17 protein-coding genes and 1 tRNA gene are annotated in these 22031 nt (G+C 67.9%); 15 read left to right on the top strand and 3 right to left on the bottom strand.

Going from position 1 to position 22031, the window contains the following annotated elements; all coding sequences use genetic code 11:
- Window positions 1–53: 53 nt before the first annotated feature.
- A complete protein-coding gene (locus AC4D2F_RS06760) occupies window positions 54–728 on the top strand; it encodes a LuxR C-terminal-related transcriptional regulator (RefSeq protein WP_490909928.1) in 675 nt (224 codons plus the stop codon).
- A 38-nt stretch (window positions 729–766) separates the two neighbouring features.
- Here AC4D2F_RS06760 and AC4D2F_RS06755 read toward each other — a convergent pair whose 3' ends face one another.
- A complete protein-coding gene (locus tag AC4D2F_RS06755) occupies window positions 767–2017 on the bottom strand; it encodes a pyridoxal phosphate-dependent aminotransferase (protein WP_258069771.1) in 1251 nt (416 codons plus the stop codon).
- Window positions 2018–2270: 253 nt separating this feature from the next.
- On the opposite strand from AC4D2F_RS06755, the gene AC4D2F_RS06750 reads away from it, so the two are divergent.
- The 8 genes from AC4D2F_RS06750 (at window position 2271) to rplL (ending at window position 7677) form a co-directional block, all read left to right on the top strand.
- A tRNA-Trp gene (locus tag AC4D2F_RS06750) sits at window positions 2271–2343 on the top strand.
- Between the two features lie 153 nt (window positions 2344–2496).
- On the top strand, window positions 2497–2754 hold the full coding sequence (gene secE / locus AC4D2F_RS06745) for a preprotein translocase subunit SecE (RefSeq protein WP_258069770.1): 258 nt from the start codon (window positions 2497–2499) through the stop codon (window positions 2752–2754).
- Window positions 2755–2858: 104 nt separating this feature from the next.
- Window positions 2859–3782, top strand: a complete 924-nt coding sequence (gene nusG, locus AC4D2F_RS06740) for a transcription termination/antitermination protein NusG (protein WP_490909927.1) — start codon at window positions 2859–2861, stop codon at window positions 3780–3782.
- A gap of 122 nt (window positions 3783–3904) precedes the next feature.
- Complete coding sequence (gene rplK / locus AC4D2F_RS06735; RefSeq protein ID WP_043440576.1) at window positions 3905–4336, top strand: 50S ribosomal protein L11; 432 nt, start codon at window positions 3905–3907, stop codon at window positions 4334–4336.
- 142 nt (window positions 4337–4478) lie between these two features.
- Window positions 4479–5183, top strand: coding sequence for a 50S ribosomal protein L1 (gene rplA, locus AC4D2F_RS06730; RefSeq protein WP_104121382.1), 705 nt, complete (start codon window positions 4479–4481; stop codon window positions 5181–5183).
- 103 nt (window positions 5184–5286) lie between these two features.
- Window positions 5287–6405: a GNAT family N-acetyltransferase gene (locus AC4D2F_RS06725; RefSeq protein WP_490909926.1), complete on the top strand. Its 1119-nt coding sequence runs from the start codon at window positions 5287–5289 to the stop codon at window positions 6403–6405.
- Window positions 6406–6639: 234 nt separating this feature from the next.
- Entirely contained in the window at window positions 6640–7242 is a 603-nt protein-coding gene (rplJ, locus tag AC4D2F_RS06720) for a 50S ribosomal protein L10 (protein ID WP_104166401.1), read from the top strand.
- 57 nt (window positions 7243–7299) lie between these two features.
- Window positions 7300–7677 (top strand): 50S ribosomal protein L7/L12, encoded by a 378-nt coding sequence (gene rplL, locus AC4D2F_RS06715; RefSeq protein WP_104121380.1) that lies wholly within the window; start codon window positions 7300–7302, stop codon window positions 7675–7677.
- Window positions 7678–7776: 99 nt separating this feature from the next.
- On the opposite strand, the gene AC4D2F_RS06710 is transcribed toward rplL, so the two are convergent.
- Complete coding sequence (locus AC4D2F_RS06710) at window positions 7777–8976, bottom strand: acetyl-CoA C-acetyltransferase (RefSeq protein WP_104166399.1); 1200 nt, start codon at window positions 8974–8976, stop codon at window positions 7777–7779.
- A 74-nt stretch (window positions 8977–9050) separates the two neighbouring features.
- Complete coding sequence (gene idi / locus AC4D2F_RS06705; RefSeq protein ID WP_490909925.1) at window positions 9051–9662, bottom strand: isopentenyl-diphosphate Delta-isomerase; 612 nt, start codon at window positions 9660–9662, stop codon at window positions 9051–9053.
- Between the two features lie 123 nt (window positions 9663–9785).
- Between idi and AC4D2F_RS06700 the strand changes: the two genes are divergently transcribed.
- From AC4D2F_RS06700 to rpsL, 6 genes are all read left to right on the top strand, one after another.
- Window positions 9786–10853, top strand: coding sequence for a polyprenyl synthetase family protein (locus AC4D2F_RS06700; RefSeq protein WP_490909924.1), 1068 nt, complete (start codon window positions 9786–9788; stop codon window positions 10851–10853).
- Window positions 10854–10859: 6 nt separating this feature from the next.
- Window positions 10860–11753, top strand: a complete 894-nt coding sequence (locus tag AC4D2F_RS06695; RefSeq protein ID WP_490909923.1) for a phytoene/squalene synthase family protein — start codon at window positions 10860–10862, stop codon at window positions 11751–11753.
- Complete coding sequence (gene crtI, locus AC4D2F_RS06690; RefSeq protein ID WP_490909922.1) at window positions 11750–13372, top strand: phytoene desaturase family protein; 1623 nt, start codon at window positions 11750–11752, stop codon at window positions 13370–13372. Before AC4D2F_RS06695 ends, crtI begins: the two co-directional genes overlap by 4 nt.
- A gap of 313 nt (window positions 13373–13685) precedes the next feature.
- On the top strand, window positions 13686–17195 hold the full coding sequence (gene rpoB / locus AC4D2F_RS06685) for a DNA-directed RNA polymerase subunit beta (protein WP_104166389.1): 3510 nt from the start codon (window positions 13686–13688) through the stop codon (window positions 17193–17195).
- Window positions 17196–17392: 197 nt separating this feature from the next.
- Window positions 17393–21286 (top strand): DNA-directed RNA polymerase subunit beta', encoded by a 3894-nt coding sequence (locus AC4D2F_RS06680; protein ID WP_490909921.1) that lies wholly within the window; start codon window positions 17393–17395, stop codon window positions 21284–21286.
- 369 nt (window positions 21287–21655) lie between these two features.
- On the top strand, window positions 21656–22030 hold the full coding sequence (gene rpsL / locus AC4D2F_RS06675) for a 30S ribosomal protein S12 (protein ID WP_043440593.1): 375 nt from the start codon (window positions 21656–21658) through the stop codon (window positions 22028–22030).
- The last annotated feature ends 1 nt before the right edge of the window (window position 22031 follow it).

The raw sequence follows: 22031 nt of genomic DNA, 5'->3' as shown, positions 1-22031 counted from the left end.
CGGCAGCCGTGCACGGCGACAGGACGGACGGCCGACGGCCGGAAGGGAGACACATGGACAGCATGGATGAACCGGGACCGGCTCCGGGAACCGTCTCCGTGGTCATCGTCGACGATCACGGGATCTTCCGAGCAGGGCTCCGTGGGGCGCTCGGCCCCGTGATCCGGGTCCTCGGCGAAGCGGCGACGGTCGAGGAGGCGGAGACCGTGATCGATGCCGTGCGGCCCGACGTCGTCCTCCTCGACGTGCACCTGCCGGGCGGGCGGGGCGGCGGCGGCGCGGAGGTCATCCACCGGTGCTCCCGGCTCGGCGTCCCGTCCCGCTTCCTGGCGCTGAGCGTGTCCGACTCGGCCGAGGACGTCGTCGCCGTCATCCGCGCGGGGGCCCGCGGCTACGTCACGAAGACCATCTCCGGGCCGGAGATCACCGATGCCGTGCAGCGCATCGCCTCGGGGGACGCCGTCTTCTCGCCGAGGCTCGCCGGATTCGTCCTCGATGCGTTCGGGACGGCGTCGGTCGCCGTCGACGACGAGCTCGATCGCCTGTCCGCACGCGAACTGGAGGTCATGAGGCTGATCGCCCGCGGCTACAGCTACAAGGAGACGGCGAAGGAGCTGTTCATCTCCGTCAAGACCGTCGAGACCCATGTGTCGGCGGTCCTCCGGAAGCTGCAGCTCTCCTCCCGCCACGAGCTCACGCGCTGGGCCACGGAGCGCCGGCTGCTCTGATCAGCCGCCGGCCGTGGCCGGGCGCCCTGGCCGTAGCGTCAGCGGACGGACCCGAGGAACTCCTGCAGCCGGCGCACACCCGTCGCGAGGTCCTCGTCGCCGAGGGCGTAGGACAACCGCAGGTATCCGCTGGGCCCGAAGGCCTCGCCGGGAACGACGGCGACCTCCACCCTCTCGAGGATCAGTGCGGCGAGTTCGGCGGACGTCGCGGGCGTGGCGCCGTCGAAGCTCCTGCCGAGGAGGGCGCGGACATCCGCGTAGGCGTAGAAGGCCCCGTGCGGGGTGGGGCATTCGACGCCCTCGATCGCATCGAGCGCCGAGACCATCGCGCGGCGCCGCCGGTCGAACGCGACCTTCATCTCCTCGACCGCCGTCAGCGGGCCCGAGACGGCGGCGAGCGCCGCCATCTGCGGCACGTTGGAGACGTTCGACGTCGCGTGCGACTGCAGGTTAGTCGCCGCCTTCACGAGGTCGTTCGGTCCGATCATCCAGCCCACGCGCCATCCGGTCATCGCATAGGTCTTCGCGACGCCGTTGAGCACCACCACCCTGTCGCCGAGGGCGGGGGCCGCCGTCGCGATCGAGGTGAACGGGACGTCGTCGTACGTCAGGTGCTCGTAGATCTCGTCGGTGACGACCCACAGTCCGCGCGCCGCGGCCCACTCGCCGATCTCCCGTACGGCGTCCGGGCCGTACACCGCACCGGTGGGGTTGGACGGCGAGACGAAGAGGAGCACCTTGGTGCGCGGCGTCAGGGCGGCCGCCAGCTGGTCCACCGTCACCAGGTAACCCTGCTCGGGGCCGGCGAACACCTCGACCGGCACACCGCCGGCCAGGCGGATGGCCTCGGGGTAGGTGGTCCAGAACGGAGTGGGTACAAGGACCTCGTCCCCGGGATCGAGGAGCGCGGCGAAGGATTCGTACACGGCCTGCTTGCCGCCGTTCGTCACCAGCACCTGGGACGGGTCGACGCCGTAGCCGGAGTCGCGCAGCGTCTTGGCGGCGATCGCCTGCTTCAGTTCCGGCAGTCCGCCGGCGGGGGAGTAGCGGTGGAACCGCGGCTGGCGGGCCGCCTCGATCGCCGCCTCGACGATGTAGTCCGGGGTGGGGAAGTCGGGCTCACCCGCGCCGAACCCGATCACGGGGCGCCCGGCAGCCTTCAGGGCCTTGGCCTTGGCGTCCACGGCGAGTGTCGCGGACTCCGCGATCGAGCCGATCCGTCGGGAGATCCGGGGGAGTGCTGCGCGGGCGGAGTCGTCGGTCGTCGCGTTCATCGGGTCCCGTTCCATGGGGGGCAAGTGTCTCGTCCCAGCTTAGGCGCTGGCACCTGCCAGGGCCCGAACAGGGCCGCCTCCCTGCGCCGGAGCGTCCGCGCGGCCGCTGCCGTGCCACGTCCGGGGAGGGCGCCGTGGCGGGTGCGAATGCTGCCGGTTCGACGTTCCGGCGGTGAATGCGTAGACTTGTCCCTCGGTGTTGAAACACCATGATGGTTCGTGCCCTCCCCGGGCCGTCCGGAGTGGAGCTGTACCGGTTCAAGACCAAAGGGTAGTGGCGCAATTGGTAGCGCAGCGGTCTCCAAAACCGCAGGTTGCAGGTTCGAGTCCTGTCTGCCCTGCGCGTGGCCTTCGCGGAACGACGGCGAAGGCACGGCAGAAACAGATCACGAAGTCCCGACGCAGGTATCGGTTCCGCGCGACGGTAAACATGATCAGCTGGACGCGCCTCTGGTGGTCCGGCTGGAACACCACACAGATTGATGAGGTTGACGGTGACCGATACGGCTGCGAGCAGCTCCAAGGGAAGCCCCTCCGAGAAGAAGGAACCCCAGCGCGGGTTCTTCGGACGCATCATGCTGTTCATCCGCCAGGTCCTCGCGGAGCTCGGGAAGGTCGTCACGCCGACCCGCCGGGAGCTGGTCCGGTTCACCATCACCGTCCTCGTCTTCGTGATCATCATGATGCTCATCGTGACCGGACTGGACCTCCTGTTCGGGGCCGGCGCGCTGTGGGTGTTCGGCGGCAACTGACGTTGCCCTGGGGGACACCCCACCGACGCACCGCCGGCGGAGCGCCGGGTCGAGTGCAGGCAAGCAGAACAACCTTCGAAGAATGTCAGAAAGCAGGCGGCTAGGTGTCCGAGCAAGAACTCGAACGGCAGATCACTCCCGAAGATGGTCTGGAGAACGAGGAGTACGGGACGGAGGCGGAGGTGGACTCCGCCGACATCGACGTGCCTGCTGACGGCTCCGACGCGGTCGACGACTCCACCGACTCCGACATCGAGGCCACGGCGATCGACGCCGTCGACGAGGCCGCAGCCTCCGACGCCGACACTGCCGCCGATGACGACGACTACGCCGACGACGACGCCGACGAAGCGGATGCCGTGTCCGGGGACGCCGAGGCGGAGGCCCCGGAAGCCACCGACGAGGCCGCCGAGGAAGCTCCCGTCGAGGACCCCGTGGTCGCGTTCAAGGCGAAACTCCGCCGCCAGGAGGGCGACTGGTTCGTCATCCACTCCTACGCCGGCTACGAGAACCGCGTGAAGGCGAACCTCGAGACCCGCATCCAGACGCTGGACATGGAAGACTACATCTTCGAGATCCAGGTCCCGATGGAAGAGGTCGTCGAGATCAAGAACACCACGCGGAAGATCGTCAACCGCGTGCGTATCCCCGGCTACGTACTGGTTCGCATGGAACTGACCGACGAGTCCTGGGGTGCCGTACGGCACACCCCGGGCGTCACCGGCTTCGTGGGCAATGCCCACAACCCGGTCCCGCTGAGCCTTTCCGAGGTCTTCTCGATGCTCGAGCACACCATCGTCCACACGGACGCGGTGTCCGGCAAGCCCGTCCAGCCGCAGTTCACTCCCGCAACGGTCAACTTCGAGGTCGGCGAGTCCGTCACCGTCAACGAGGGTCCCTTCGAGACCCTCCCGGCGACGATCTCCGAGATCAAGCACGAGTCGCAGCAGCTCGTCGTGCTCGTCTCGATCTTCGAGCGCGAGACCCCGGTCACGCTCTCCTACAACCAGGTCACCAAGATCCAGTAAAGCTTCGGTGCCACCCGGCGTGCTTGGCCGGGGGCACCGTGAAGGCCGTCACGCCATGACGGCCACCACCCCGCAGGACGCTCCTGTCCCGCGGGATCGCAATGCAAGAGAAGGACCCTTTCATGGCCCCCAAGAAAAAGGTCACCGGCCTCATCAAGCTGCAGATCAATGCAGGTGCCGCCAACCCGGCCCCTCCCATCGGTCCCGCGCTTGGCCAGCACGGTGTCAACATCATGGAATTCTGCAAGGCGTACAACGCCGCCACGGAGTCCCAGCGCGGGAACGTCATCCCCGTCGAGATCACGGTGTACGAGGACCGTTCGTTCACCTTCGTCACGAAGACCCCGCCGGCAGCCGAGCTGATCAAGAAGGCGGCCGGAGTCGCCAAGGGCTCGGGGACGCCCCACACGGTCAAGGTCGCCAAGCTGACCAACGCCCAGGTCGAGGAGATCGCCACCATGAAGATGGAAGACCTCAACGCCAACGACGTCCAGGCAGCCGCGAAGATCATCGCCGGTACCGCCCGCTCCATGGGCATCACGGTCGAGGGCTAACCACCCCACCCCCGCCCGGTCCGGCTTCGACGGACAGGGCACACCACCAATAGGCACGACGGCGACGCTCCCGCGGACGACGTCGTGAGTGGCAGGGCCCAGCGCGGTCCGCAGACCACGACTGCATAAGGAGAACAAGCAGATGGCACAGCGCAGCAAAGCATACAAGGGAGCTGCCGCGAAGATCGAGGCGGACAAGCAGTACGCCCCCCTCGAAGCGGTAGTCCTCGCGAAGGAGACCAACCCTTCCACGTTCGACGCCACGGTCGAGGTGTCCTTCCGTCTCGGAGTGGACCCCCGCAAGGCGGACCAGATGGTCCGCGGCACCGTGAACCTCCCCCACGGCACCGGCAAGACCGCCCGCGTCCTGGTCTTCGCGACCGGCGAGAAGGCAGAGGCGGCCATCGCGGCCGGCGCCGACTTCGTCGGGTCCGACGACATGATCGAAAAGGTCTCCGGCGGCTGGACCGACTTCGACGCGGCCGTGGCGACCCCTGACCTCATGGGCAAGGTGGGACGCCTCGGAAAGATCCTCGGCCCCCGCAACCTGATGCCGAACCCGAAGACCGGTACGGTCACGGCAGATGTCGCGAAGGCCGTCACCGACATCAAGGGTGGCAAGATCGACTTCCGCGTCGACAAGCACTCGAACCTTCACTTCATCATCGGCAAGGTGTCCTTCGACGAGCAGAAGCTGGGCGAGAACTACGCCGCGGCGCTCGAGGAGATCCTCCGCCTGAAGCCCTCCGCCTCGAAGGGCCGCTACATCCAGAAGGCGACCGTCTCGACCACCTTCGGTCCCGGCATCTCCGTCGACCCGAACGTCACCAAGGTCTTCGCCGTCTGAGGCGTTGTTCCCGAAGAAGCCCCGCGGCATCAGCCGCGGGGCTTCTTCGTGTCTGGGGGCAACAGTGATTGAGAGGTCCCAATCGCAGGGCTATGCTGGGCCCGTGATTACGGCGACCATCGAGCAGCTACCGATTCCCCGCACGCTCGACGTCGAGGGAGGCGACGGGTTCCGGCGGAGCGCGGCCGTGAGCAACGCGGTGGAGCACGCCGTGTGGGGTCATGACGATTTCTGCACGGCGCCGGACGAGCGAATCGCGATGATGCAGCCGAGCCCCGATCGTGAGTACGTGCTCGGGGTGGCGTGGGACGGTGGCAGCATCGTGGCCAACGCGCGCCTCGGCTTCCCGCTCCGGGACAACCTGCAGGCGGCATTCCTGCAGATCGAGGTGCTACCGGCGTACCGGCGGCGGGGGCTGGGTGCCGCGCTGCTCGCCTTCGCGGAGCAGCAGGTGCGGCTCAGGGGGCGTACCACGATCATGTCCTGGAGCGACGTGGCCGTCGGGGACGGCCGGGACCAGGGTGCCATGATCGTCCCGCCGACCGGCGCGGGATCCTTCCCCGCCGGCGATGCGTCCGCGATCCTCGCCCTGCGGTCGGGATTCGAGCTCGTCCAGGTGGATCGCCTGAGTGTGCTGCACCTCGACCGGTTGGAGGGCGTGCAGCAACTGGAGCAGGATGCGGGCAGGGTGGGCGCGCCCGACTACGAGCTGGTGGCGTGGGGTGGGCGCTGCCCGGACGGGCTGCTGGCGGACTACTCCCTGCTGCGGCGGAAGATGAGCACCGACCCGCCGCTCGGCGGCTTCGCCCAGGAGGAGGAGCAGTGGGACGCGGACCGCATCCGTCGGGAGGAGGGGAGGTCCGCGGAGGGCGGGACATCGACCCTTGTCTGCGCGGCACGGCACCGGCCCAGCGGACACCTCGTAGGGCACACCATCCTCGAGCGCTTCGCCTCCAGGCCCGCCATCGTCCACCAGGAGGACACGCTGGTCCTCGACGAGCATCGGGGCCACCGGCTCGGCCTGTGGCTCAAGGCGGCCAACCTCCGGCGTGTGCTCGCGGAATGGCCCGGCGCGGAGCGCGTCTACACCTGGAACGCCGAGGAGAACACGTTCATGCTCGACGTGAACGTGGCACTCGGCTTCCGGCCGGCGGGCCGGACGGCCGGCTGGCAGAAGGTGCTTCCCCCGCACCGATTTGGAGACGCCTCGGGCGTCACGTAGGCTTGAGGCACCAAAGACCGTCGGTCGGTCCGCGTCCGCTTCCCGGTTGCTCACTCGTGAGCTGCAGGGAAGAAGGATCAGGATCCGAAAGTGCCCGTGAGGGACGGCCTACGCAGGTGAACGAAGCTCCTCTCCACTGGCCCCGGCCCGTGTCGAGCAAAGCCCCGTGCATCTGCGCGGGGCGTTTTTCATTGGAGCTGGAAAGCCGGCGCATATTCCCCCGGAAGGAGGGTTATGGCAACGCCAACAAAGGTTTCCGCAGTGGATGAGATCGCCACCGATTTCAAGGAATCCACCGCCGCTGTCCTGACCGAATACCGCGGGCTCACCGTTGCTCAGCTGAAGAACCTGCGTCGTGCGCTCGGCACCGACAACAAGTTCTCCGTCGTCAAGAACACCCTGACCGGCATCGCGGCGAAGGAAGCAGGCATCGACGCATTCGATGGCCAGCTCTCCGGACCTACCGCGATCGCCTTCATCAAGGGCGACGCCGTTGCTGCAGCCAAGAGCCTCACGGATTTCGCGAAAGCCAACCCGAAGCTCGTCATCAAGACCGGAATCTTCGAGGGCAAGGCGCTCAACGCCTCCGAGGTCATCGCCCTGGCGGCCCTCGAGTCCCGTGAACTCCAGCTCGCCCGGGTGGCCGGTGTCCTCAAGGCACCGATGTCCTCCCTGGCACGCACCGTCGATGCCCTGCGCATCAAGCTCGAGGAGGGAAGCGACGCTGCACCTGCAGCCGATGCCGACGCTCCCGCTGCAACCGAGGAAGCCGCTGCGCCCGCAGAAGCTCCCGCGGAGGCTCCCGTCGAGGAAGCCGCAGCACCCGAAGCGAACTAGTTTTCCTTCGCCCCACATATTCCGGTGCACTGCACCACTAAAGGAAGGACGCCTCCCATGGCGAAACTCACCAACGAAGAGCTCATCGAGGCCTTCAAGGAACTGTCCATCATCGAACTCTCGGACTTCGTGAAGCTGTTCGAGGAGACCTTCGATGTCACCGCTGCTGCAGTTGCAGTCGCCGGCCCCGCCGGCGGCGGCGCAGATGCTGTCGAAGAGGAGCAGACCGCGTTCGACGTCGTCCTCGAGGCTGCAGGCGACAAGAAGATCGCAGTGATCAAGGAAGTTCGCGCGCTCACCTCGCTGGGCCTGAAGGAAGCCAAGGACGTCGTCGACAGCGCGCCCAAGGCCGTCCTCGAAGGTGCCACCAAGGAAGCCGCAGAGAAGGCCAAGGAGGCCCTCGAGGCCGCCGGCGCCACCGTTACCCTCAAGTAGCACCTCCGGCCGGCGCGTGCCGGCCGCTCGCACGACGGAAGAGCCCCGCTTCTCACGAAGCGGGGCTCTTCTCGTCCGACAGGAGGATCGGGGGACGCCTCAGCGCCAGAGGAGGAGGGCTTCGCCCTGGCCGCCTCCGCCGCACAGGCTGACGGCGGACTTCCCGGTCCCGCGGCGCGCGAGCTCCATGGCCGCGTGCAACGCCAGCCGGGCACCCGACGCTCCGATGGGGTGGCCGAGCGCGATCGCCCCGCCATGGATGTTGCACTTCTCGAGCGGGTAGTCGAGGTCCTTGAGCGACTGCACGGCCACCGAGCCGAACGCCTCGTTGATCTCGATGAAGTCCAGATCGGCCGCGGACCACCCCGCACGGTCGAGGGCCTGGCTGATGGCGGCCGAGGGCTGCGAGTGGAGCGTGTTGTCCGGGCCCGCCACCTGGCCCGGGCGGCCGACGACGGCGAGCACCGTGAGCCCGAGCTCCTCGGCATGGGCGCGGGTGGTGACGACGAGCGCGGCGGCGCCGTCGGACAGCGGGGAGGAGTTGCCCGCCGTGATCGCGCCGTCCGGGTTGAACGCCGGCCGCAGCTTCGCGAGCGACTCCACGCTCGTCGTCGGGCGGATGCCCTCGTCGGCCGTGAGGACGACGTCGTCGCCCTTGCGCTGCGGTACCGTCACCGGGACGATCTCCTCCGCGAGGACCCCGCCGTCCGTGGCAGCCGCGGCCCGCTGGTGGGACGCCGCGGCGACCGCGTCCTGGGCCGTGCGGTCGATCTCGAGCCGCACGTTGCCGCGTTCGGTCGAGGCCCCCATCGACTCGTCGTCGAACGCATCGGTCAGCCCGTCGTGGGCCACGGAGTCGAGGGCGTGGATGGACCCGTAGGTCCATCCCTGACGGGCGCCCGGGAGCAGGTGGGGACCACGCGTCATGGACTCCTGGCCGCCGGCCACGACGACGCGCGCCTCGCCGCTGCGGATCAGCCGGGCGGCGTCGATCACGGCGGTGAGCCCGGACAGGCACACCTTGTTGAGGGTGACGGCCGGGACGTTCCAGGGGATGCCCGCCTTGACGGCCGACTGCCGCGCGGGGTTCTGGCCGCAGCCCGCCTGCACCACGTGGCCCATGATGACGGCGTCCACGGCGGAGGGATCGACCCCCGCCCGCTCCAGCGCACCCGTGATGGCGAGCGCGCCGAGGTCGACGGCGGTGAAGGAGGCGAGCTGTCCGTTGAGGCGCCCGAGGGGTGTGCGGGCTCCGCCGACGAGGACGACGTCGTCGGGGGCTGGCGTGGGTGTCGCCATGGCGAAACTCTCTTTCGTCGTTGAAATGGTGCCGCTACCAGATTAGGGCCTGGTCCCTCCGCCTCCGACCGGGTTCAGTCGCGCCGGTGCGGCCCCGGCCCGTCGGCGCCCTGCGGGTAGAGCAGCGGCAGCTGGAGGGTCAGCCAGGGGCTGAAGGCCCACGGGGTGGCGGTGACGGCTCGCACGAGGCTCCGAGCGTCCACCCACTGGTGGTCCATGACCTCCTCGGGCAGGGGAGCCACGGCGCTGTCGGCGACGGCCGTGTAGACGGGGCAGATCTCGTTCTCGACGATCCCGCCGGCGTCCACGGCCCGGTAACGGAAGTCGGGCAGTGCGGCCCGCACGTCCCTGACCGTGAACCCGAGTTCCTGGGCGGCACGCCGGTGCACCGCATCCTCGAAGTCCTCGCCCGGGGCGGGGTGCCCGCAGAAGGAGTTGGTCCATACGCCGGGCCAGGCCTTCTTGCCGAGCGCGCGCCGGGTCACGAGGATGCGCCCCTCGCCGTCGAAAACGTGGGTCGAGAAGGCGAGGTGGAGGGGCGTGTCGAGGGTGTGGACGGTCGCCTTCTCCTGCGTCCCGAGCGGCGTGCCGTCCTCCGCGAGCAGCACGACGAGCTCGGCGTCCCGCCGTGTGCCGCCGCCCCTACCGGCCGTCCCGTGCTCGATGGTTCCTGTTTCGCTCGCCATGGTGGCTCTCTTTTCGCTGGTTGTCCGCGCGTGGCGCGGGGGGCGGCGTCGCCGCGTGGCCGGCCCGCCGCCGTCCGCCCCCGCGTGTCGTCAAGGGCGCACTTTCCGTTGTTTACTTTACCTATGGACATGGACACTCTGCTGGTCGAGCCCGCCGGGCTGGAGCAGGTCGAGGATGCCCTCGGGCGGTTCTTCGAGGAGTCCAAGAACCGCGCCGCGAAGATCGGCCCCGGCTATCACGCCCTGTGGGAGACCCTCGAGCGCTGCACCACGGGTGGCAAGCGCTTCCGGCCCCGCCTCGTGATGTCCGCCTACCAGATGCTCGGCGGGCGGGACCTCGACAACGCCGCCGAACTCGGCGCGGCGTTCGAGCTCCTCCACACGGCCCTGATCGTGCACGACGACGTGATCGACCGCGACTTCGTCCGCCGGGGGATCCCGAACGTGTCCGGCCGCTACCGCAGTGTGGCGGAGGCCGCGGGCCTGTCCCCGGACGGAGCACGCCACGTCGGGCTCTCCGCCGGGGTCATCGCCGGCGACCTCGCACTGTCCAACGCCTACCGCCTGCTCGAGCGGGTCGCCGCCCCGCCCGCCACGCGCCGCCGGCTGGGGGGCATCCTCGACGACGCCGTGTTCGCCTCCGCGGCCGGGGAGTTCCTCGACGTCGAGACCTCCCTCAGCGCCGACGTGCCCCCGCTCGAGGACATCGTCCAGATGGCCCGCCTCAAGACGTCGGTGTACTCCTTCGAGGGGCCCCTCCAGGCCGGCGCCGTCCTCGCGGGCGCCGAGGAGGAAGTGGTCGAACGGCTCGGCGACTTCGGGCGCGACGCCGGGATCGCCTACCAGATCGCCGACGACCTGCTCGGCGTCTTCGGCAGCGAGACGCGCACCGGGAAGACGAACTGGGGGGACCTGCGCGAGGGCAAGCGGACGGCGCTCCTGTCCTACATGTCCGCGCGCCCCGAATGGGAGAGCATCTCCTCGCTCGTCGGGAGCCCCGGCATGTCGGCGTCGGACGCCGACTTCGTGCGGCGGATCCTCGTGGACAGCGGTGCGAAGGACTACTCCGCGGATCTCGCCGCCCAGTACGCGTCGCGTGCCCGCACGCACCTCGAGTCGGCGGCGGTGCCGTCCGCCCTGCGGTCCGCGCTCGAACCGGTCGTGACCGCCGTCGTGGACAGGGTGCACTGAGTGGGCGTGGACGATTCGCTCGCGCGCTACACCGACGCCGCGCTGAGGACCTCCGCCGAGGTCATCCGCTGCTACTCGACGTCCTTCGGCCTGGCGTCGAGGATCCTCGACCGCACCACGCGCAGCGCCATCGAGGCCGTGTACGCCCTCGTGCGCGTGGCGGACGAGATCGTCGACGGCGCCGCTGCCGGGGCCGGCCTCTCCGACGCGGACGTGGAGCGCCTGCTCGACGACCTCGAGCGGGACACCGAGACGGCCATGGCCACGGGCTACAGCGCCAACCTCGTGGTGCACGCCTTCGCGGTCACGGCGAGGAACACCGGCATCGGCGTCGACCTCACCCGCCCCTTCTTCGCCTCGATGCGCGCCGACATCACCCAGCACGAGCACACCCAGGACTCCTTCGACCTGTACGTGTACGGCTCGGCGGAGGTCGTCGGGCTCATGTGCCTGAAGGCGTTCCTGGTGGGCCGGACGGTTCCGCCCGAGGAGGACGCCGTGCTGGTCGACGGCGCACGGCACCTGGGCGCGGCCTTCCAGAAGATCAACTTCCTGCGGGACCTCGCCGAGGACTTCACGACCCTCGGGCGCAGCTACTTCCCCGGCGTCCGGCCCGGCAACTTCACCGAGGCGGACAAGAACCGCCTGCTGGACGACATCGACGAGGACCTGCGGATCTCGGCCGCCGCGCTCCCGGGGCTGCCCCCGACGCCGCGCCGCGCCGTCGCCCTCGCACAGGGCCTGTTCACCGACCTCGCGGTGCGCCTCCGGCGCACCCCCGCCGAGGAACTCCTTCGGGCACGGATCAGGGTTCCAAACCCGGTGAAGTTCCGCATCATGGCGCAAGCCTTCACCGGTCGCGCGGTACCGGAACCTGCCGCGCAGGAGAGGACGGCATGACCGCACAGCAGAGCAGGCGCGCACGTGTGGGGGCGAAGGACGTCGTCGTGATCGGCGGCGGGATCGGCGGACTGGCGACGTCGGCCCTCCTGGCACGGGAGGGCCACCGCGTCACCCTGCTGGAGAAGCGGGACGAGGTCGGCGGCCGGGCGGGGTCCTGGGAACAGGACGGCTTCCGCTTCGACACCGGCCCCTCCTGGTACCTGATGCCCGAGGTGATCGACCACTTCTTCAAGCTGATGGGCACGAGCGCCGCGGAGCAGCTCGAGCTGGTAAAGCTCGACCCCGGCTACCGCGTCATCTTCGAGGAGGGCTTCGACGCCGTCGACGTCCCCGCGGAACGGGAGGCCGTCACCAAGCTCTTCGAGTCCCTCGAGGCCGGGGCCGGCGAGCAGCTCTCGCAGTACCTGGACTCCGCCGAGGACGCCTACGAGATCGCCAAGAAGCGCTTCCTCTACTCGACGTTCCACTCCTTCCTCCCGTTCCTCCGGCCCGACGTCCTGAAGCGGCTGCCCCGCATCGGCCTGCTCCTCCTGCAGCCGCTGCAGTCGTTCGTCGAGAAGCGGTTCGAGGACCCCCGTCTCCAGCAGATCCTCGGGTATCCGGCCGTCTTCCTCGGCAGTTCGCCCTTCGACGCCCCGAGCATGTACCACCTGATGAGCCACCTCGACCTCGACGACGGCGTGCTCTACCCGATGGGCGGCTTCACGACGCTCATCGACGCGATGCGCCGCGTCGCGGAGGGCGCGGGCGTCGAGATCCGCACCGGTGCCGACGTCGTCTCGATCGACACGGACGCACGCACGCCCGGCCGGTCGCCCCTGGACCGCCGGACCGCGACGGTGCGGTCGGTCACCCACCGCACCGCGGACACGACGACGTCGACCGCCGCCGACCTCGTCGTCTCCGCAGCCGATCTCCACCACACGGAGACGACCCTCCTGCCGTCGGACCTCCAGACCTACCCGGAGAAGTACTGGGAGAAGCGCGTCCCCGGACCGAGCGCGCTGCTGCTGTACCTGGGCGTGCGCGGCACCCTCCCGCAGCTCGAACACCACACGCTGCTGTTCAGCACCGACTGGCGGGACAACTTCGGGCGGATCTTCGGCAAGGAGACCTCGGTGCCCTCGCCGGCGTCGCTCTACGTCTGCCGTCCCAGCGCCACGGACGATTCCGTCGCGCCCGAGGGCCACGAGAACGTCTTCGTGCTCGTGCCCATCCCCGCGGACGTGGGGATCGGCAAGGGCGGGCTGGAGCGCGGGGGAGACCCGCGGGTCGAGGACCTCGCCGACGCCGTCATCGGCCAGATCTCCGAGTGGGCGGGCATCCCCGATCTGGCGGAGCGCGTCGTCGTGCGGCGCAGCTACGGACCGCAGGACTTCGCGGAGGACCTCAACGCCTGGCGGGGGACCTCCCTCGGACCGGCGCACATCCTGAAGCAGAGCGCGTTCTTCCGCGGCTCGAACCGCAGCGCGAAGGTGGAGAACCTGTTCTACGCGGGCAGCTCCACCGTGCCGGGCATCGGCATCCCGATGTGCCTGATCAGTGCCGAACTGATCGTCAAGCGGCTCCGCGGCGACGTGAGCACGGGCCCGCTCCCGGAGCCCGCCGCCGGGTAGGGCCGGAGCTCGCGCGCCCGGCCTTCCCCATCTCCACTCCCCGGTGCGAGGCGCGGCGGCTTGACGGAAAAGGGGGAGAGGAGCTATTGGACTTATTCCTGCCCTTCCCGTAGTGTAGGTCTTTGCGTCTTCCCTCGAACCTCAGCCTTCATATAGCGGTGGGCTTTGCTCTGCTCTCGTCATTTGACCTGGCCCCACGGTTGGGACGGATGTGAGCAGACTCCGGTGAGCACTGAGATCCCCGCAGCATCCTGCGGTGGCGGTGCCGAGATGAAGGCGCTGACAAGCCTGACGGTCTGTGGAAGGATCCCTCTTGGTCGCCCCGAGCACCTCTAATAATGCAACCGCTACCAGCCAGGTCGACGCCGACGGCGCCGCACCCCGGCTCTCATTCGCAAAGATTCACGAACCGCTTGACGTTCCCAATCTCCTCGCGCTCCAGACGGACAGTTTCGACTGGCTCGTCGGCAACGAGCGCTGGAAGACCCGTGTAGAGGAAGCGCTCGAGAAGGGGCTGCAGGGCTTCGCCACCACCTCCGGCCTCGCGGACATCTTCGAGGAGATCTCCCCGATCGAGGACTTCCAGGGCACCATGTCCCTGAGCTTCTCCGAGCCCGAGTTCGCCGACCCCAAGTACACGATGGCCGAGTGCAAGGATCGCGACGCGACCTACTCCGCCCCGCTGTACGTCAAGGCCGAATTCATGAACAACAACACGGGTGAGATCAAGCAGCAGACCGTGTTCATGGGTGACTTCCCCCTCATGACCGACAAGGGCACCTTCGTCATCAACGGCACCGAGCGTGTCGTCGTGTCGCAGCTCGTCCGTTCGCCGGGCGCCTACTTCGAGCGCACCGCCGACAAGACCAGTGACAAGGACATCTTCAGCGCGAAGATCATCCCGTCGCGCGGTGCCTGGTTCGAGCTCGAGATCGACAAGCGCGACCAGGTCGGCGTCCGCCTCGACCGCAAGCGCAAGCAGTCCGTCACCGTGCTCCTGAAGGCGCTCGGCTGGACCGAGGGCCAGATCCTCGAGGAGTTCGGCCAGTACGACTCCATCCGCGCCACCATGGAGAAGGACGCCACGGAGACCCGCGAGGACGCCCTCCTGGACATCTACCGCAAGCTGCGACCAGGCGAGCCCCCCACGGTCGAGGCTGCCCAGACGCTGCTGGACAACCTGTACTTCAACCCCAAGCGCTACGATCTCGCCAAGGTCGGCCGGTACAAGATCAACCGCAAGCTCGGCATCGACAAGGACCTCACGGATTCCGACGCGTCGGTGCTGAACATCGACGACATCGTCGCGATGATCAAGTTCCTGGTCGCGCTGCACGCCGGCGAGAAGACCCTCGGCGGCAAGCGTGACGGCGGCGACGTCGAGCTGCGCGTCGAGGTCGACGACATCGACCACTTCGGCAACCGTCGCATCCGTGCGGTGGGCGAGCTCATCGAGAACCAGGTCCGCACGGGCCTGTCCCGGATGGAGCGCGTCGTCCGCGAGCGGATGACCACGCAGGACGTCGAGGCGATCACGCCGCAGACCCTGATCAACATCCGCCCCGTCGTCGCCGCGATCAAGGAGTTCTTCGGGACCTCCCAGCTCTCGCAGTTCATGGACCAGAACAACCCCCTCGCCGGCCTGACGCACAAGCGTCGCCTGTCCGCGCTGGGCCCCGGTGGTCTGTCCCGTGACCGTGCAGGCATGGAAGTCCGAGACGTCCACCCCTCGCACTACGGACGCATGTGCCCCATCGAGACCCCTGAAGGCCCGAACATCGGCCTGATCGGTTCGTTGGCCTCCTACGGCCGGATCAACGCGTTCGGCTTCATCGAGACCCCGTACCGCAAGGTCGTCGACGGCATCGTCACCGACCAGATCGACTACCTCACCGCCGACGACGAGGTGGAGCGCCTCATCGCCCAGGCGAACGCGCCCCTCGCCGCGGACAACACGTTCGTCGAGGACATGGTCCTCGTCCGGACCCGCGGTGGTTCCGGCGAGCCCGTGCTCGTCGTACCCGGCGAGGTCGAGTACATGGACGTCTCCCCGCGCCAGATGGTGTCCGTCGCGACAGCGATGATCCCGTTCCTGGAGCACGACGACGCGAACCGCGCCCTCATGGGTGCGAACATGCAGCGCCAGGCCGTGCCCCTGCTCCGTTCCGAGCGCCCCCTCGTGGGCACCGGCATGGAGAAGAACGCCGCCGTCGACGCCGGTGACGCCGTCACCGCGACGAAGGCCGGCGTCGTCAAGGAGGTGTCGGCGGACCTCGTCAGCATCCTCAACGACGACGGCACCGAGACGAACTACCCGATCATGAAGTTCGCCCGCTCCAACCAGGGCAACGCGTACAACCAGCGCGTCCTGGTCGCCGAAGGTGACCGCGTCGAGTACAACACGATCATCGCCGACGGTCCCTCCACGGACCAGGGCGAGCTCGCGCTCGGCAAGAACATGCTCGTCGCGTTCATGTCCTGGGAGGGTCACAACTTCGAGGACGCGATCATCCTGTCGCAGCGCATCGTCTCCGACGACGTCCTGACGTCGATCCACATCGAGGAGCACGAGGTCGATGCCCGCGACACCAAGCTCGGTGCCGAGGAGATCACGCGTGACATCCCGAACGTCTCCGAGGAGGTCCTCGGAGCCCTCGACGAGCGCGGCATCATCCACATCGGTGCCGAGGTCGAGGCCGGAGACATCCTCGTGGGCCGTGTCACCCCCAAGGGCGAGACGGAACTGACCCCCGAGGAGCGCCTGCTGCGCGCCATCTTCGGCGAGAAGAGCCGCGAAGTCCGCGACACCTCGCTGAAGGTCCCCCACGGCGAGTCCGGTACGGTCATCGGCGTGCGCATCTTCGATCGCGACAACGACGACGAGCTGCCCCCGGGCGTCAACCAGCTCGTCCGCGTGTACGTGGCGCAGAAGCGCAAGATCACCGACGGCGACAAGCTCGCCGGCCGCCACGGCAACAAGGGCGTCATCTCCAAGATCCTCCCGATCGAGGACATGCCGTTCCTGGAGGACGGCACGCCCGTCGACATCGTCCTGAACCCGCTGGGTGTCCCGGGCCGCATGAACGTGGGACAGGTCCTCGAGATCCACCTCGGCTGGGCAGCCAAGCAGGGCTGGAAGATCGAGGGCGAGCCCGAGTGGCTGAAGAACCTCCCGAACCTTCCCCGGGAGATCTCCTCGACCACCGTCGCGACCCCCGTGTTCGACGGCGCCACCGAGGACGAGATCGTCGGCCTGCTCGGTTCCACGAACGTCACCCGCGACGGACAGCGCCTCATCGGCGAGTCCGGCAAGGCGCGACTGTTCGACGGCCGCTCCGGCGAGCCGTTCCCGGACCCGATCTCGGTCGGCTACATGTACATCCTGAAACTCCACCACCTGGTGGACGACAAGATCCACGCGCGTTCCACCGGCCCGTACTCGATGATCACGCAGCAGCCGCTGGGTGGTAAGGCACAGTTCGGTGGCCAGCGCTTCGGCGAGATGGAGGTCTGGGCCCTCGAGGCCTACGGCGCGGCGTACACGCTGCAGGAACTCCTGACCATCAAGTCGGACGACATCCACGGCCGCGTCAAGGTCTACGAGGCCATCGTCAAGGGCGAGAACATCCCCGAGCCGGGTGTTCCCGAGTCCTTCAAGGTCCTGATCAAGGAAATGCAGTCGCTCTGCCTGAACGTGGAAGTCCTCTCCACCGACGGCACGACGATCGAGATGCGTGACTCGGATGAAGAAGTCTTCCGGGCCGCGGAGGAACTGGGCATCGACCTCTCACGGGCCGAGCCGAGTTCTGTCGAAGAGGTTTAGGCGACATCCGGACCTTGCCCGGTCCGGCGCCTGGAGGAAGGCGGCTTTAATATTTCGGAGGCCGCCCGCGGCCGAGGAAATTTCGTTGCCGCCGTTCCAGGCGTTGGACCGGGCACCCCGGGGCACCAGCCGGCACCTTTCCGCCGCACCCCATAAGACTTCAAGAATTTAGAGAACAAAGAGAGAACAGGGACCCTATGTCCAGCGAATCCTCCTTCGGCCTCATGCGAATCGGACTTGCCACCGCGGACGAAATCCGCGGCTGGTCCTACGGCGAGGTCAAGAAGCCGGAAACCATCAACTACCGCACGCTCAAGCCCGAGAAGGACGGCCTCTTCTGCGAGAAGATCTTCGGCCCTTCCCGCGACTGGGAGTGCTACTGCGGCAAGTACAAGCGTGTGCGCTTCAAGGGCATCATCTGTGAGCGCTGCGGCGTCGAGGTGACGCGTGCCAAGGTGCGCCGTGAGCGCATGGGGCACATCGAGCTCGCCGCTCCCGTCACGCACATCTGGTACTTCAAGGGCGTCCCCTCGCGCCTGGGCTACCTCCTCGACCTGGCGCCGAAGGACCTCGAGAAGGTCATCTACTTCGCCGCCTACATGATCACCTCGGTCGACGAGGAGAACCGCCACGCCGAACTGCCGAACCTCCAGGCCGAACACGACCTCGAGAAGAAGCAGATGACGGACCAGCGTGACGCCGACATCGCCGCGATCGCCAAGGACCTCGAGGACGAGCTCGCCCGCCTCGAAGGAGAGGGCGCCAAGGCCGCCGACAAGAAGAAGGCCCGTGACTCCGCCGACCGCCAGATGGCGAACGTCCGCAAGCGCGCCGACGCCGACATCGAGCGCCTGGTCCAGGTCTGGGAGCGCTTCAAGACCCTGAAGGTCGCCGACCTCGAGGGTGACGAAGGCCTGTACCGCGAGCTGCGCGACCGCTACGGCCTGTACTTCGAGGGCTCCATGGGCGCCGAGGCGATCAAGAAGCGCCTCGAGAACTTCGACATGCCGGCCGAGGCCGAGATGCTGCGCGACATCATCCAGAACGGCAAGGGACAGCGCAAGACGCGCGCCCTGAAGCGCCTCAAGGTGGTCAACGCGTTCCTGACGACGACGAACAGCCCGCTGGGCATGGTCCTCGACGCCGTCCCGGTGATCCCGCCGGAACTGCGCCCGATGGTCCAGCTCGACGGCGGCCGTTTCGCGACGTCCGACCTCAACGACCTGTACCGCCGCGTGATCAACCGCAACAACCGCCTGAAGCGCCTGCTCGACCTCGGGGCCCCCGAGATCATCGTGAACAACGAGAAGCGCATGCTGCAGGAAGCCGTCGATTCGCTGTTCGACAACGGCCGCCGCGGCCGTCCGGTCACCGGACCGGGCAACCGCCCCCTGAAGTCCCTCTCGGACATGCTCAAGGGCAAGCAGGGTCGTTTCCGCCAGAACCTCCTCGGCAAGCGCGTCGACTACTCGGGCCGTTCGGTCATCGTCGTCGGCCCGCAGCTGAAGCTGCACCAGTGCGGTCTGCCCAAGCAGATGGCCCTGGAGCTCTTCAAGCCGTTCGTGATGAAGCGCCTGGTGGACCTCAACCACGCGCAGAACATCAAGAGCGCCAAGCGCATGGTCGAGCGGTACCGTCCCCAGGTGTGGGACGTCCTCGAAGAGATCATCACCGAGCACCCCGTGCTGCTGAACCGTGCACCCACCCTGCACCGGCTCGGCATCCAGGCGTTCGAGCCGCAGCTGGTCGAAGGCAAGGCGCTGCAGCTCCACCCGCTGGTCTGCGGTGCGTTCAACGCCGACTTCGACGGCGACCAGATGGCAGTCCACCTGCCGCTGAGCCCCGAGGCCCAGGCCGAGGCGCGCATCCTGATGCTCTCCTCGAACAACATCCTGAAGCCGTCCGACGGCCGTCCCGTCACCCTGCCCTCGCAGGACATGATCATCGGTCTGCACCACCTCACCACCAAGCGTGAGGGAAGTGCCGGCGAAGGCCGCGTCTTCACGAGCATGGCCGAGGCCGTCATGGCGTTCGACATGGGTTCCCTCCACCTCAACTCGGTGGTCCGGATCCGCGTCGACAACTTCGTGCCCAGCGCCGACATCGCCGCTCCCGAGGGCTGGGAGCCCGGCACGCCGGCACTGATCGAGACGTCGCTCGGACAGGTCCTGTTCAACGAGACGCTTCCCCTGGACTACCCCTGGGTGGAGAAGGTCGCCGACAAGGGCCAGCTCTCGACGATCGTCAACGATCTCGCCGAGCGCTACCCGAAGGTCGTCACGGCGGCCACGCTGGACAACCTGAAGGACGCCGGTTTCTACTGGGCCACCCGCTCCGGTGTCACCGTCGCGATCTCCGACATCTCCGCGCCGATCAACAAGGCCGGCATCATGGAGGGCTACGAGACGCAGGCCGCCAAGGTCCAGTCGCAGTTCGACAAGGGCCTCATCGCCGACGAGGAGCGCCGCCAGGAGCTCATCGACATCTGGAACAAGGCCACCAACGAGGTCGCCGCCTCCATGCGCGCCGCCATGCCGAAGGACAACACCATCAACCGCATGGTGTCCTCCGGTGCACGAGGCAACTGGCTGCAGGTCCGCCAGATCGCGGGTATCCGTGGCCTGGTGGCGAACCCCAAGGGCGAGATCATCCCGCGTCCGATCAAGTCCTCGTACCGCGAGGGCCTGTCGGTCCTGGAGTACTTCATCGCCACGCACGGTGCCCGTAAGGGCCTCGCCGATACCGCCCTGCGTACCGCCAACTCGGGGTACCTGACGCGTCGCCTCGTCGACGTGTCGCAGGACGTCATCGTCCGCGAGGACGACTGCGGCACCGAGCGCGGGCTCAAGGTCACCATCGCCGTGCCGAACGCCGACGGCGAACTGGTCCTGCACGAAGAGGTCGAGAACTCGGCGTACGCACGGACGCTGGCCACCGACGTCGTCGACTCCAAGGGCAAGGTGCTCGCTGCCGCGGGCTCCGACGTCGGAGACGTGGTCATCGGTGAACTGTTCGAGGCCGGCATCTCCGACATCAAGGTCCGCTCCGTACTCACCTGTGAGTCCAGCGTCGGCACCTGCGCGCTCTGCTACGGCCGGTCGCTCGCGACCGGCAAGACCGTGGACATCGGAGAGGCCGTCGGCATCATCGCCGCGCAGTCGATCGGTGAGCCCGGCACGCAGCTGACGATGCGTACCTTCCACACCGGTGGTGTGGCGTCGGCCGAGGACATCACCCAGGGTCTGCCCCGTATCCAGGAGCTCTTCGAGGCGCGTACCCCCAAGGGTGTCGCCCCGATCTCCGAGGTCGCAGGGCGCGTCACCATCGAGGATGCCGAGAAGCAGCTTCGCCTGGTGGTCACCCCCGACGACGGCTCCGAGGAGATCGCGTACCCGGTCCTGCGCCGTGCACGCATCCTGGTGACCGACGGCGAGCACGTCGAGGTCGGGCAGCAGCTCGTCTTCGGCGCGGTCGACCCGAAGCAGATCCTCAGGATCCTCGGCCCCCGCAAGGCCCAGGAGTTCCTGGTGGACGAGGTCCAGCGCGTGTACCGCAGCCAGGGTGTGGGCATCCACGACAAGCACGTGGAGGTCATCGTCCGCCAGATGCTGCGCCGCGTCACCGTGATCGAGTCCGGCGAGTCGGACCTGCTCCCCGGTGAGCTGGCCGAGCGTCGCCGCTTCGAGGACGAGAACCGTCGCGTGGTGTCCGAGGGCAAGAAGCCGGCCTCCGGCCGTCCCGAGCTCATGGGTATCACCAAGGCGTCGCTCGCCACCGAGTCGTGGCTGTCCGCCGCGTCCTTCCAGGAGACCACGCGTGTCCTCACGCAGGCCGCCATGGAAGGCAAGAGCGACCCGCTGCTCGGCCTCAAGGAGAACGTCATCATCGGTAAGCTCATCCCGGCCGGCACCGGCCTGGACCGCTACACGAAGGTCACGGTCGAGCCCACCGAGGAAGCGAAGGCGAACCTCTTCACCGGCCCGAGCGCGTTCAGCGACTTCGACTACGCCGGAGTCGAGGGCGGCCTGAGCCCCGAGTTCCACGCGATCCCGCTGGACGACTACGACATGGGTAACAGCGACTTCCGCTGAGCACAGCACCCATGAGGAAGGCCCCGGACCCTGCGGTCCGGGGCCTTCCCCCATTCCGGGCCCTCCGCCCCTACCATGCGGGGGAGGGCTGCCCGTACAGGGGCACACCCCATCTCTGGTAGACTTGGGACCAATTGTTTGTGTGGCAGTGGATCGGCGTTGAGAAACGTATCTCCGTGTTGTACGTAAGTTGTACAGCGAATGCCACTCTTTCGCACGCCTACAGTCGTTCTGCGGCAGCCTATCCGTCGGTGGTGCGCCAAACGACCGATCAACCCGACCTGTGGACGGTGCGGCCCTGAGAAGCCGCCGCAACCGCTGGGTAGGGCGACACAGATCTCATCTTCAGACATTACGGAGAACACGAAAGTGCCTACGATTAACCAGCTGGTCCGCAAGGGCCGGACACCTAAGGTCTCCAAGACCAAGGCGCCCGCACTGAAGGGCAGCCCCATGAAGCGCGGCGTCTGCACCCGCGTCTACACCACCACCCCGAAGAAGCCGAACTCGGCTCTCCGCAAGGTGGCCCGCGTGCGCCTCAACGGCGGCATCGAAGTCACCGCCTACATCCCCGGTGTCGGTCACAACCTCCAGGAACACTCCATCGTGCTCGTGCGCGGCGGTCGTGTGAAGGACCTCCCGGGTGTCCGCTACAAGATCGTCCGTGGCGCACTGGACACCCAGGGCGTGAAGAACCGCAAGCAGGCTCGCAGCCGCTACGGCGCGAAGATGGAGAAGAAGTAAT

This window comes from Arthrobacter sp. TJ-263, assembly GCF_058269155.1.
Note: the sequence above shows the minus strand (reverse complement) of the source record. Positions and strands in the feature narration are given on the sequence as shown.